This is a genomic window from Vibrio sp. 10N.222.55.B11 (genome assembly GCF_041473705.1).
In the GTDB taxonomy this organism is placed as follows: Bacteria; Pseudomonadota; Gammaproteobacteria; order Enterobacterales; family Vibrionaceae; genus Vibrio; species Vibrio crassostreae_C.
Window position 1 is genome coordinate 44449 of the sequence record NZ_JBFRST010000058.1, and the last position, 13153, is coordinate 57601.

The following is a 13153-nucleotide window of genomic DNA, read 5'->3' on the forward strand; positions in this document are numbered from 1 at the left end:
TCTCTTCGCATCCCGCCACTCGAATCCCATATCTGCTCTTAATCTCTTGAACCAAATAGCAGACAAAAAAATAGGCGCTCAATGAGCGCCTATTTCGTTTAGATTCGATAACTTGAATTAGATGTCAGCTACATCAAATTCAACAGCTGGGTTAACGTCAGCTTCGTAATCAACACCTTCAACACCGAAACCAAATAGCTTCAAGAACTCTTCTTTGTACTCTACGTAGTCAGTCAGTTCTTTTAGGTTCTCAGTTGTGATTTGAGGCCATAGGTTACGACAGTGATCTTGAATGTCTTCGCGAAGCTCAAGGTCATCTAGACGTAGACGGTTCACTTCATCCACTTCTGGCGCGCTGCCGTCTTCTTTGTATAGACGTTGGCTGAACATACGGAAGATCTGTTCCATACAACCTTCGTGAATACCTTCTTCACGCATCTTCTTGAACACCATAGCGATGTAAAGAGGCATTACAGGGATTGCAGAACTTGCTTGAGTCACTACAGACTTAAGAACAGCAACGTTTGCAGTACCGCCAGTTTGGCCTAGCTTCTCGTTCAGCGCTGTCGCTGCACGGTCTAGATCCATCTTAGCTTTACCTAGTGCGCCATCCCAGTAGATTGGCCACGTTAGTTCAGTACCGATGTAGCTGTAAGCAACCGTCTTACAACCGTCCGCTAGAACACCAGCTTCAGAAAGAGCATTGATCCAAAGTTCCCAATCTTCACCGCCCATTACAGTAACAGTGTCTTTGATCTCTTCTTCAGTTGCAGGCTCTACGCTTGCTTCGATGATTGTGTCTTTGTTGGTATCAACCGCAGTTGACGTGTACGTTTCGCCGATAGGCTTTAGAGATGAACGAATTACTTCGCCAGTCTCTGGCATTTTACGCACTGGAGACGCCAGTGAGTATACAACCATATCGATTTGGCCTAGATCTTCTTTGATCAGGTCAATTGTTTTCTGTTTCGCCTCGTTAGAGAAAGCATCGCCGTTCAGGCTTTTTGAATATAGGCCTTCTTCTTTAGCAAACTTGTCGAACGCTGCTGAGTTGTAGAAACCAGCTGTGCCAGGCTTTTTCTCAGTACCGGCTTTCTCAAAGAAAACACCGATAGTTGAAGCGCCGCCACCAAATGCAGCCGCAATACGTGAAGACAAGCCGTAGCCACTTGAAGAGCCAACAACTAGTACACGTTTAGGTGCGTTTGCGATTGGGCCTTGAGCTTTTGTGTAAGCAATTTGTTCTTTTACATTAGCTTCACAACCGACTGGATGTGTTGTAGTACAGATGAATCCGCGAATTCGAGGTTTGATGATCATATTCAACTTCCTTAAAAAATCAGGTTAAGGATAAAAGTTTCGTACGCAAATGGCATCTAATTTCTGTAAAAATGTGGCGAAAATGCAAGTGGTTGGAGCACTCAGTGAATATTTGCTGACTAAGTCACCATTTGTTAACGCCTGTATTGCAACTTCTACGACAAAAACAAAAAAAGGCACCTAATAAGGTGCCTTTTGTCATTTCTTTATCTAAGCAACGCTATTTAGCTTAGGTTTTAACTCTTTTCGCGTCAAAGTTTCACTGTAATCATGACTGAAGTGGTCAACTTGAATCGCTGCGTAGCGAAGTTTGTCTGCTGCAATGATTTGGTCAACTTCGTCTTGAGTAAGAACATCTGCCGCCAGTGCTTGAGCAAGTTTATCTTGCAATAGACCTTTACGAGCCACTTTGCCCTCTTTCACTGCTTTGAAGATCTTACGTTCGAGAGGCTTGATGCTGTACATCGCATTGAACGCATTCTCCATTAGGCCAACACTGTCCTCTTCTTCTTTGCCTATGTAGCAAAGGTGAGTTAGACGTTCACGGTGTGCACCCGGAGTCATCAAGCTTTCTGCCAGTTGTACCGTTAGATTATCACTTGGTTTTTCAAAGTGGTTACCGACAGGGAAAACTAGACCTTTAAGTACTTTACCTACCATCTTGTTCGGGAAGTTTCTGTACGCTTCTTGTAGCGATTTAGCCGCGTTATGGAAACAGTGTTGAACCGCGTAGTGTACGTAGTCTAGGTCAGCTTGTTGACGACCTTCATCTTCATACTTCTTAAGCGCTGCAGACGCCATGTATAGGTAACTTAGACCATCGCCTAGACGTGCAGAGATAAGCTCTTTACGTTTCAGTTCGCCACCTAGTGTAAGCATTGCGAAATCCGCACTCACTGCAAGCGCACGGCTCAAGCGAGTTAAGTCTTGGTAGTAAGGCTTCGTTGGACCGCTCATATCCGCTTTAATGAACTTAGAGCCTGTCAATGCCGCACCGAACGCACCAAACGTGTTCTTAGTTGCGTGAGAGATATGCTTGAACAACAAGTTATCGAAATCCTTCGCACCTTGCTTCTCATCTGGGTTTGCTGCCGCTTCCATTTCGCTTAGCACGTATGGGTGACAACGTGTCGCACCTTGACCGAAGATCATCAGGTTGCGAGTTAAGATGTTCGCACCTTCTACTGTGATAGCAACTGGAATACCTAGGTAAGGCGCAGCTAAGTAGTTCATTGGACCATCTTGAATTGCACGACCAGAGTGGATATCCATTGAATCATTCAGGATAGTACGCGCCATTTCTGTCATGTGATATTTCGCGATAGCCGTAACGATACCCGGCTTCTCTTTCATATCGAGTGAAGTAGTTGTTAGTGTACGAGTCGCTTCTAGTAGATACGTTAAGCCACCAATACGACCTAAACTCTCTGCAACTCCTTCAAACTTACCAATCGACATACCGAACTGCTTACGAACATAAGCGTATGCGCCGGTCGTTTTCGCCGTTAGGTGGCCCATCGCCGTGCCAAGTGCGGGTAATGAGATACCACGACCTGCAGACAGACATTCCACCAGCATACGCCAGCCTTTACCTGCGTAATCGGCACCACCGATTAACCATTCCATAGGAATAAATACATCGTGACCGCGTGTTGGACCATTCATAAACGCAAGACCAAGTGGGTCATGACGCTCACCAATCACAACACCTTCGTGGTCAGCCGGGATTAGCGCACAAGTGATGCCAATGTCTTCTTTGTCACCCAGTAGCTTTTCTGGATCGTGAAGTTTGAAAGCCAGACCAAGTACCGTCGCCACTGGTGCTAGTGTAATGTAGCGTTTGTTCCAGTTAAGCTTGATACCTAGCGTCTCTTTACCTTCGTGCATGCCCATGCACACAGTACCGACATCAGGGATACCACCCGCATCAGAACCCGCTTCTGGGCCTGTTAGTGCGAAACATGGGATATCTGTACCGTCAGCAAGACGAGGTAGCCAGTAGTCTTTTTGGTCTTGAGTGCCGTAGTGAGACAGCAGCTCACCAGGACCAAGAGAGTTTGGAACCATTACTGAAACCGCAGTACTGATACTGCGAGTCGCAATCTTAGTTACGATAGTTGAGTTAGCGTGTGCTGAGAATTCACGACCGCCATACTCTTTCGCAATAATTAGCGAAAAGAAACGCTCTTTGCGTAAGAAGTTCCACACCTCTTCAGGAAGGTCTCGATCTTCTTTTACAATTTGGTGGTCATCAAGCATAGCGAGCAAGGTTTCAAGCTCATTATCCATGAACGATTGCTCTTCTGCTGTCAGCTGAGGTTTTGGGTATTGATGCAGCTTAGTGAAATCTGGTTTACCAGAAAACAGCTCTCCGTCCCACCACACGCTACCCGCTTCCATCGCTTCTTTCTCGGTGCTAGATAGTGGTGGTAGTACTTTTTTAAAGAGTTTAAAAGCTGGGTCACTTACCCATTTTTGTCTTAGAGAGCTCATAGTTCAGATCCTTTTGTTCACTATATTGGTTGTGAATGTTTCGCTTTTTATTGTTTTATTCTTCTGCTGACATGCCTGCGGCTAAATATGGAATAAGAATATCGACCACTGCCTTAGCATCTATCTTTCTGTCATAGTCATTCTCTGCAATTTCTACCAGAGCCTGACTTGATGCCATGGTGAATACACAAGTCCCTAGGGTGAAGTGTAATCGCCAAAATAACTGTTCTTGAGTGAGGTTCGGATTCGCCTTCATTACAGATGTCGTAAACAAAGAAAGTACTTCGCTGTAGCGAGTAGTAATGAACCAACGCAAGTGTCCTTGCACATCCGTATAGCCTCTTCCGATAAGTAACATGAATCGGCTTGTACCATTTGGCCTAACATCATTAAGTGCTCTTAGTGGCTGTCTCAACGACTCAAACACGTCACTCATAGAATACGTTTCGTTCAAGTTTAAGTTCACTAATGCATCTTGCAGTGCTGGCATAAATGCTTCTAAGTAACGATTGAGTACCGCACGAACCAGAGTCTTCTTATCGCCAAAGTGATAGTTCACTGAAGCTAAGTTGACATTCGCTTTACTCGTAATCGTACGTAAAGAGGTGTCATTAAAACCGTGCTCAGCAAATAAGCCTTCAGCCACATCTAAGATTTTGTCTTTGGTTGTACTTCTTGGTGCCATTTCAATCACTCGTATTAAACAACTGTTTGAAATATACGCTTAGTACATTTATTTAACAAGCAAGCAACATCACATTTTCACAAATTGGTCGTACCAGTTAATAAAACTCAGCACTAAACGATTGAATCGCTGTGTGTTTATAAAAAAAGAAAAAAATAATGAATTTTCTTGGAACTGAAATGGAAATGGAGAGTCCTAAATTAGGTAGAAAACAGCGTATTTAGAAGTTTAACAGGCCGTCAAACTTGTTCTTCTCACTGCTTTCTTAATTACTGCATTTTCCTTATTAACTCCTATACTTGTATCCGCCCAAACCACGTTGGTTTGGGCTTTTTTTTGTTTGTTGTTTAGGGTGAAACCTTACTTACCCTTCTTCACAGCTACAACTACAAACTAAACAGCGCGATCGATTCTTTTTATATTGTCATTTTTTACTAAAAATCGAACTACCACGCTTGGCACATTGCTATCACTGAGATACGTATTTCAAACAACCTCCTAACCAACGTTTACCAATCTCTGCCCAAGCCGAATTCTAGCCTTGCATTTATTTTCAACACATCTACTCGAAGCTTGCCACCTGTCACAACTGGTAAATTAATCAATAGCGATAGAGACTTACATTCGAAATAAAGCCAACAAACTTCGCAATTTCTAGCAGATGTCCTAAGCTTCGTTTAATACCCTTCTCAATTAAGTAGTTAAACGCTAGTTGGGAGGAGGCGGGAGCTTTTAAAAGTAGAAGGAGACCTACTTTGAGACTGTTTAAATTACCCATCATCTGTTGCTTAGCTATTGCAACCCCACTCTCTGCTCAGACTTTAGAACAGGCTGTTGCCATTACCTTGGCTACCAATCCTGAGATAAAAAGTATTTTTAATGAGTTTGTGAGTGTACAAAAACGAAACGATGCCGCAGGTGGTGCTTATAGGCCGAGTATCGATCTTGATGCTGGTATTGGCTATGAAGGCATAAACCCTGCGCCAAACAACGGTCCTGATACCGATCTCACACGAAAGGAAGCCACCATATCCCTCACTCAGTTGTTGTGGGATGGCTCGTCGACTCTCAATGATATTGACCGTACTGCCGCAGAAGCGGAATCGGTTCGCTTACAATTACTCGCGGATGCCGAAGACAAAGCGCTAGAGGTCACACAGATCTACCTGGATGCAGTCAAAGCAACTGAAGTTTTAGCCCTTTCGGAAAGTAACCTTGCTATCCACAAGAAAATCTATAAAGACATCAAAAAACGAGCAGCCTCAGGCATAGGCTCAACCGCAGATGTATCTCAAGTAGAAGCTAGGATTGCAAAAGCGCACGGCAATTTATTAGCCGCACAGAACAACCTAATTGATACCCACACTCAATTTAGAAGAATAGTGGGTCAAGAACCGCTTGGCTTGGTCTACCCAAGAGCCGATATTTCTATGATTCCTCTGTCATTGTCAGACGCCCTTGTTAATGCTCTGGACCAACACCCGGTAATCAAAGTCGCAACTGCAGATGTCGATTCGGCGCACTTCCAGTACAAACAATCAAAAGGGGTTAACTACCCTACTTTCTCTATAGAGGCATCTCAATCATGGCGCGATGATGCGGGAGGCGATGAAGGTTCGAGCCAAGAGACGTTGGCAATGTTAAGAATGCGATACAACCTCTACAACGGTGGTACCGATAGTGCTAATTCAGAAGCTGCAGCTTACCAACTTAATAAAGCGAAGGATCTAAGAGATCGTGCTTATCGACAAGTTGAAGAAGGCCTTCGCCTCTCTTGGAGTGCATTGGATCTGACGTTGCAACAAAAGAACTTCTTGTCTGATCACGTGGATTCGGCGTCAGAAACCGTTATCGCTTATGAGAAACAATATCGAATCGGTAAACGTACGCTACTGGATCTGCTTAACACTGAAAACGAATTGTTTGAAGCCCGCAAAGATTACTTAGATGCGCATTACTCTGAACAGTACGCTAAATACCGTGTAATGAACGCGACAGGCTCTCTATTGAACGCTCTACTGGTCGACATTCCAGACGAGTGGACAACGGCCGTGGAGTATTAATGATGAAAATACCTTACTTATTGCTTTCCGCATTAACGATAACGCTATGTGCATGCTCTAGCCAAAATGAAGAGCCCTATATAGAAACGCCAGAAGCGGAGCAAATTTCAGACCTGCAAGACGATGATAATGATGGGGTGGTCAATGCACGAGATACCTGCCCAAGTACACCTAGAGCGTCATTAGTTGATAATGAAGGTTGTGGCGAGACTATACGCTCAGAAGAAATCAGACAGCTGAACATCCTTTTCGCCAATGACTCTTATGAAGTTAACCCTATCTTCTCAGATCAAATCACTACCATGGCTGAGTTCTTAGAAACCTACCAAAGTGCATCGATAGAAATTCAAGGTTACGCCAGTAAAGTCGGCGCGAGTGAATACAACTTAGAGTTATCAAAGAAGCGCGCTCACCACGTTGAAGATGAATTATTGTCGAATGGTATAGACCCGAGCCGAGTAAGAGTTGTCGGTTACGGTGAAAACCGCTTAGAGAGCGATGGCAACGATGCTACTTCTCATGCACTGAACCGTCGAGTAACAGCAACGGTTGTCGGGCTGAATGAGCAGATCGTCGAGGAGTGGACCATATTTACCACGCTAGAAAAATAACATGACACTGTCACTCTGGTCATCCAAAACGATCCGCAATTCATGCCGATCAAAATAATGAGTTGAATCTAGGAGTTTTAGATCATCAATAACTAACCAAACTAAAAATACTAGCAGTTAGGATCAATAAAGCCGAGATAGGAAACCCTATCACGGCTTTTTTGTTCTTTGCTGTCACATGAATCGGGGAGGATGATTCTGTGACTCGTCTTGCTACTCAGAAGTTAGCTTGTTAATCAGTGAATAGGCTCGCCGTTAAACGAGCCTACCGCTGATTATAGTTTTACTTCTTGTTGCTTTGCTGTTTTCGGTAAAGAAACGCTTAGCAGGAAGTAACCTAGAATTGCAGCTGTTGTAGATCCCATCAGGATGCCTAGTCGAGCTAGTGTGTCAAACTCTACATTCGTTGGGCCAAATGCTAGTGATGAAATAAAGATAGACATTGTAAAACCAATACCACACAGGACAGATACTGCGAAGATGTTCATAAAGTTCACACCTTCAGGGAGCTTAGCAACACCCAATTTCACCGCACCCCAGCTGAATGCAAAGATACCAAGAGGCTTACCAATCAATAGACCCATAGCGATACCAAGCGGTAGCATACCCGTTAGGCTTGAGATTGAGATACCTTCCAATGAAATACCTGCGTTTGCAAAAGCAAAGACTGGCAAGATTGCAAAAGCGACGTATGGGTGCAGAGCATGTTCTAGATGCTTCAGCGGAGAATGTTCACCTTTATTGCCTTTCAGTGGGATAGCAAAACCAATCACTACACCAGCCAGCGTTGCATGAACACCAGACTTCAATACTGCAAACCACAGAATTGCACCAACAATGAGATACACACTCAGCTTAGTTACATGCTTGTTGTTTAGCATGAACAGCACACCCGTTGCGATGAAACCAACCGTTAACGCAAGCGTTGATAGGTCGCCTGAGTAGAACAGTGCAATGATAACAACAACGCCAAGGTCATCGATAATTGCTAAAGCCAATAGGAACACCTTCAAGCTAACCGGTACACGGTTACCAAGAAGCGCCATGATACCTAATGCGAATGCAATATCAGTTGCCGCTGGGATAGCCCAACCTTGAAGCGCTTCTGGGTTACTTGAGTTAAATAGCACGTAAATAAGTGCCGGAGCTAGCATACCGCCAACGGCTGCGATAGCTGGGAAGATTGCTGTCTCTTTAGACTTTAATGCGCCTTCTAAAAGTTCGCGCTTAACTTCTAAGCCGATAAGAAGGAAGAAGACAGCCATTAAGCCATCGTTAATCCAGTGAGACACAGACATACCAAGAACGTAACTATGCAATACGCCTTGGTACATTTCGTTCAGTGGTGAGTTTGCTACAAACATTGCGATCGCCGCAGCGATGACTAGTATGATGCCGCCAGCAGATTCCATTTTAAAGAAGTCACGGATGACGTCGGTCATGATTTCGCCCTTATATTTATTATTTAAATAAACGAATAACAAAGAATAACCATGAGTTTATATCCAAGCGTAATCGATAGATAATCACTTCTTCGGATGTTTAACTTCGGTTTTTCCTACAAATACTAAACAATACGTCGTATATTCCATAATGTTGTTATGCACCATGAATTAAGTATAGATGAGATCATCGAACCTGTATGCACAATTCATTGGGGGACGCTAAAAGGCGCAGGCATAAAAAAAGGCTATCAAATTATAGCCTTAGGTGTTTTTTAGTAGCCAGTTAACTGCATAAAGCCTGTCGCTTCATGGCTCCCGCTCGCCTTAATCGGCCCTTCCCAATATGGTATGACAAATGGAAGCCACATATCCCTGCGTATAATACGCGTTGTGAGGTTGATATCATGCTTAGGGACGTTAATGATCCACTGCAAAGGCATCCGTCTTCCATTCATCAACGTTGTATTTTGCAATGGTTGAATGGAAATGTCGGATTCCGTTAATTGGTAAACTTTGCCTGAGCGCGTTGCTAATGTCCCGAATATGTAAGGCAACTGTTGGTTATGACGATAGCGGTTAATGCTCAGCGCTGTGCCGTCATCGAGGTTAAATACAAACCAATCCCAACCTTGTTGGCCCACTCCAAGTAAGCCACTGCCCCACTCTTTATGTACCCACGCAGTTCCTTCCACTTCCTTGGTAACGCCGTCTAGGTTCAACACACCGCTCAACGATAAAAATGGAGCGCTGAAGTTATAAGACGCGACAGGTAATAAGTCGTGCTTTTTCTGATAACCGTTATCGCCGTTGAGCACATAGGGCCCTTTTGCAATGGTGTCGAGTTCTAGTCCAAACGTATCAGTTTGCACTTGAAGGCGCCCGGGGAATGGGGTGTTGCCGAGTGCACGCCAGTTCCAGTTATCAATCCAAAGTCTGAATGGACGATTAGTCATTCCCGCTTGGCCAATACCGCCACGAGCCATGCGCTGTTCTTTCCATACTTTGGACTTAGAAGAGACCACCACATTTGAGATATAGACTTGAGGGCTTTGCCACCCCGGTGTTTCACGTTCGTCCGTTGCGATACGAAAAAAACTCCACTGAACCGAATAGTCTTTACCATCATCACCTTTCAAAGATGCAAAGTAATGCCACCACTCGTGCTGAAACTCTGGGTGGAACTTAAAATCTTGTGGTAGCGAAACATTACGGTCTGGCAAAACAGGTTCGAACACATTGAAGTGTTCATTAACCAATATTGAGTTAACTTCATTCACGCCCTTTTCACCAGGATCGATGAAATAGGAGTAATAACCCCAAACACTTAAAAAGATGCCGAAGAAACTGATTAATAGCAGAGAAGACAGAATTCGTTGTCTTAACTTAGTTGAAGTATTCCGTAAAAACATACTAAAGCGCATCCCTCAGTGACTTCATCGGAGTGTTCCGAATCATTCTCATCACTGGTAAAGCACCAGCTAGCATCAATGCTGCCATGGCCCATGCAAATGTCTGCAAATAGTCCCAAGGAATCACTTGTAACTCGAGTGACCACCCAAAAGACTGCTTTATCACGATATCAACAATTAGGCTCGCTAACGCCAATCCGAGCGGAATCGCAATTAAGGAGGAAATAAGCCCAAACACAAACAACTGCAAACTACCTGTCAGGATCAGCTCTTTCGCCGAGACACCCAAACAGCGCTGCAAGGAAATATGCCTTTGGCGAGACACTTCTCCCGCAACCGTCGCAAAGAAAATACCGAAGACGGCGATAACCAAGGTGATGTTACCTAATGTATCTGCAATCGCGAACGTCCTATCGAACACCCTCATTGCTTGACTGTGAATATTGTTGTTATCGAAAACGCGCTCGGAGCCAAGCCTGAATACGCTTTCTAATCGGCTGCGAAGCCCTAATGAATTCACATCGTCTTTGAGTATTACGCCAAGGCCGACATTTCCCCGCCCTGCAAACCCATACAGCCAATTTCGATGCGACATCATGACTTGATGGTAAGGGTTACCGTAATCGTAATAGACACCGACAACCTGCCAACCAGAGCCGAGACTGTCATAGAGGTCGATGTAGTCGCCAGGGCGAATCCCCAGCTTGAGAGACATCGATTCACTGATCAACACACCTTTAGAGTGATGTAAGTGATACCAGTAATTCGGAATACCTAATTTGATCGTCAGCGCTTCTAGCTCACCTTCAGAAGGCCCCGTACTGACCACCTGAATACTACCGACTGGAGACGCCACATCTTTCTCCCAACGCCACCAAACCGAATCCACTTCAGGTTGGTCAGATAACCAATTACTCATACGAGCAGCGGCATTGTTGGTTGGGTAGATATACAGATCGGCAGCCAAACGCTGTGTTAGCCATTTATCAGTGGTATCTCTAAAGCTACCGACCATGGTTTCTACACCAATATTGGCTGTTAAGGCTAACATAAACGCCATCGTCGCCACGCCACGGTAGCTCATACTGGAAGCTGCATCAGCAAAGAACCAGCGAGCACGAACCCAGCGCAACGAATAAGAGAGGCTGTTAAATAACTTCCACATCAAAAACGGGGTAAATAGCGCCACACTGATCAGCATTAGCGCGATAATCGCAAAACCCGTTTCTTGAGTCTGAGGGGCTTGATACACAGCAACAGCAGCAACCAAGAAGCCACAGCCAATCAACGCTTGCCAAGTGAACTCGGTACCCGCAAAACGCATCAAAGACAAACGAGAAGACAGACGAATCGGTTGAGACTTAAGTAAACGAACCAGTGGCCACGCACACGCTAAGAAAGCACCAATCAATGCCATCAGTAAGCTGTAACCACTCCAACGCCAATTCCAGTCGATCGTTAAGCCGACGTTAGCGTCGTATAAATCGCCCAAGCTTGAAGATACGGCAGGTAACAATTGGTTTGCTAGCATCACGCCAAATACATTGCCGCAGATCCAGCTCAGTAAAACCAATAGCAGTAACTCTAAACAGAGCGCTTTAGTCAGTTGCCAACCTGACACACCCGTTTGTCTTAAAATCCCGACTAACGGTTGACGCTGAATAAAAGAAAGCGACATTGCTTGATAGAAAATGAACAAGCCAACCACAAACGACAGCATACCCATCGCTTTTAGGTTTAAGTGGAACGCACTGGTCAGCGACTCAAGCTCTGCCTTAGAGCTACGAGAGATCGTCAAACCATTAGGTAACATATTTTTAAGACGTTCAAACTTCTCAGTGGGCATGTCTGAACAAGCAATCACTGAAAGCCCAGCACTGCGTTTAAGCATTCGGAGCAAGGAGATATCCGCAATCAACCTTGTACCATTAATCATATTATTTTGATCAACAACCACAGGACCAAGTTCAGAACCATCCATCAAAGGGATGTAATCACCGTTGTGCCATTCCATGTGTTCAGCAAGATCATCACTGACAAGGATTGGATATGGTGGCTTCATGAGGTTCAAAGCGGTGAGATCTTTTAACGCTATACCAGGTTGTAGCTGAAGCATAGAAACAGGATCTATACCGACAACCATGAAGTTTGCGCCATTTTCATCAGTGATACGATGGTGATCAAGAGGAGAACACTGTTGAAAACCTTCACGGCGAAGTTGGATATAAAAGCCTTGCGGGATTTTATTGGCGTTGTGTTTTGGTCGAATACGGTAAGGAAGAGGATTCGAAAAGAGTTTTTCGCCATGCGCATAGCTTTGCTTGGCGTGTTGGTTGATAGCAGTAACACCAACCAAAAGTGATACGCCGAGGGTTAAACCAAGCCATACCAAAATAATCTGCAGTGGGTAACGTCGATAGTGACCGAGTAGTGCCTTAACTACGGGCCATAACATGCAGTTGCCCTCCTTGCAGACGGATCCTACCATCCATATGCAGAGCTACTTTTTCACTGTGTGTTACCAACAGCAACGTACATTCTAATTGACGAGCCAAAGAGGTCAGCAAACGCATTACCGCTTCTGCATTACGCTCATCTAAACTACCGGTCGGCTCATCGGCCAGCAATATTTTTGGTTCCATATACAGCGCACGCGCAATGGCCGCACGTTGTTGTTGGCCACCAGACGCTTCTTCAGGGTAACGGCCAAGTAAAGGCATAAGGTCTAAAGCAGAAAGAATTTGTCTCCAGAGTCCTTTATCTTCTGGTAAACCCTTTAATTGACGGCAAAAACGGATGTTATCGGCAATATTTAACGTTGGCAGTAAGTTGAATTGCTGAAAAATATGGCCAATGTTGTTTCTGCGATAAGCGGTGCGGTCACGCTCGGTTGAGTCGTGCATATTGAAGTGAGGAAAAGCGATTTCACCTGAGTCCGCTAGGTCTAAGCCCGCGATAAGATTCAGTAAAGTACTTTTACCTGAACCGCTTTCTCCCATTAATGCCAGCTGGTCACCTTGGTTTAATGTTAATTCAGCACCTTGCAAAACAGGGTGAAACTCCCCCCCATCGACATAGCCTTTACATAGGTCTGACAGCTTTAACATTAAACAGCTCGCATTAGTTA

Annotated in this window: 9 protein-coding genes; 2 read left to right on the forward strand and 7 right to left on the reverse strand. The window is 44.6% G+C overall.

What is annotated here, in order from left to right; translation table 11 throughout:
• Positions 1-117: 117 nt before the first annotated feature.
• From fabV to AB4503_RS20030, 3 genes are all read right to left on the reverse strand, one after another.
• The gene (fabV, locus tag AB4503_RS20020; protein WP_017065406.1) at positions 118-1320 is read right to left on the reverse strand and encodes an enoyl-ACP reductase FabV; all 1203 of its coding nucleotides are present in this window, start codon (positions 1318-1320) and stop codon (positions 118-120) included.
• A 210-nt stretch (positions 1321-1530) separates the two neighbouring features.
• Positions 1531-3813, reverse strand: coding sequence for an acyl-CoA dehydrogenase (locus AB4503_RS20025; protein ID WP_017071963.1), 2283 nt, complete (start codon positions 3811-3813; stop codon positions 1531-1533).
• Between the two features lie 55 nt (positions 3814-3868).
• Positions 3869-4498 carry a TetR/AcrR family transcriptional regulator gene (locus tag AB4503_RS20030; RefSeq protein ID WP_017065403.1) on the reverse strand — a complete coding sequence of 210 codons (630 nt, stop codon included), beginning with the start codon at positions 4496-4498 and terminating at the stop codon, positions 3869-3871.
• A gap of 755 nt (positions 4499-5253) precedes the next feature.
• On the opposite strand from AB4503_RS20030, the gene AB4503_RS20035 reads away from it, so the two are divergent.
• Both AB4503_RS20035 and AB4503_RS20040 read left to right on the forward strand, forming a co-directional pair.
• Positions 5254-6561 (forward strand): TolC family outer membrane protein, encoded by a 1308-nt coding sequence (locus AB4503_RS20035; protein WP_010441480.1) that lies wholly within the window; start codon positions 5254-5256, stop codon positions 6559-6561.
• Positions 6561-7172 (forward strand): OmpA family protein, encoded by a 612-nt coding sequence (locus AB4503_RS20040; protein ID WP_010441482.1) that lies wholly within the window; start codon positions 6561-6563, stop codon positions 7170-7172. The genes AB4503_RS20035 and AB4503_RS20040 overlap by 1 nt, the downstream gene beginning before the upstream one ends.
• A 275-nt stretch (positions 7173-7447) precedes the next feature.
• Here AB4503_RS20040 and nhaA read toward each other — a convergent pair whose 3' ends face one another.
• The 4 genes from nhaA to AB4503_RS20060 all read right to left on the reverse strand — a co-directional run bounded on the left by nhaA (position 7448) and on the right by AB4503_RS20060 (position 13133).
• A complete protein-coding gene (nhaA, locus tag AB4503_RS20045) occupies positions 7448-8614 on the reverse strand; it encodes a Na+/H+ antiporter NhaA (RefSeq protein WP_010441484.1) in 1167 nt (388 codons plus the stop codon).
• A gap of 275 nt (positions 8615-8889) precedes the next feature.
• Positions 8890-10038, reverse strand: coding sequence for a lipocalin-like domain-containing protein (locus tag AB4503_RS20050; protein WP_017068753.1), 1149 nt, complete (start codon positions 10036-10038; stop codon positions 8890-8892).
• Positions 10028-12481, reverse strand: coding sequence for an ABC transporter permease (locus AB4503_RS20055; protein WP_137001714.1), 2454 nt, complete (start codon positions 12479-12481; stop codon positions 10028-10030). Before AB4503_RS20055 ends, AB4503_RS20050 begins: the two co-directional genes overlap by 11 nt.
• A complete protein-coding gene (locus AB4503_RS20060; protein ID WP_017060385.1) occupies positions 12462-13133 on the reverse strand; it encodes an ABC transporter ATP-binding protein in 672 nt (223 codons plus the stop codon). Before AB4503_RS20060 ends, AB4503_RS20055 begins: the two co-directional genes overlap by 20 nt.
• Positions 13134-13153 lie beyond the last annotated feature (20 nt).

What these genes read in the sequence shown, in the direction of transcription:
- fabV (WP_017065406.1), bottom strand. Translation starts at nt 1,320, where the DNA reads ATGATCATCAAACCTCGAATTCGCGGATTCATCTGTACTACAACACAT.
- AB4503_RS20025 (WP_017071963.1), bottom strand. Translation starts at nt 3,813, where the DNA reads ATGAGCTCTCTAAGACAAAAATGGGTAAGTGACCCAGCTTTTAAACTC.
- AB4503_RS20030 (WP_017065403.1), bottom strand. Translation starts at nt 4,498, where the DNA reads ATGGCACCAAGAAGTACAACCAAAGACAAAATCTTAGATGTGGCTGAA.
- AB4503_RS20040 (WP_010441482.1), top strand. Translation starts at nt 6,561, where the DNA reads ATGATGAAAATACCTTACTTATTGCTTTCCGCATTAACGATAACGCTA.
- nhaA (WP_010441484.1), bottom strand. Translation starts at nt 8,614, where the DNA reads ATGACCGACGTCATCCGTGACTTCTTTAAAATGGAATCTGCTGGCGGC.
- AB4503_RS20050 (WP_017068753.1), bottom strand. Translation starts at nt 10,038, where the DNA reads ATGCGCTTTAGTATGTTTTTACGGAATACTTCAACTAAGTTAAGACAA.
- AB4503_RS20055 (WP_137001714.1), bottom strand. Translation starts at nt 12,481, where the DNA reads ATGTTATGGCCCGTAGTTAAGGCACTACTCGGTCACTATCGACGTTAC.
- AB4503_RS20060 (WP_017060385.1), bottom strand. Translation starts at nt 13,133, where the DNA reads ATGTTAAAGCTGTCAGACCTATGTAAAGGCTATGTCGATGGGGGGGAG.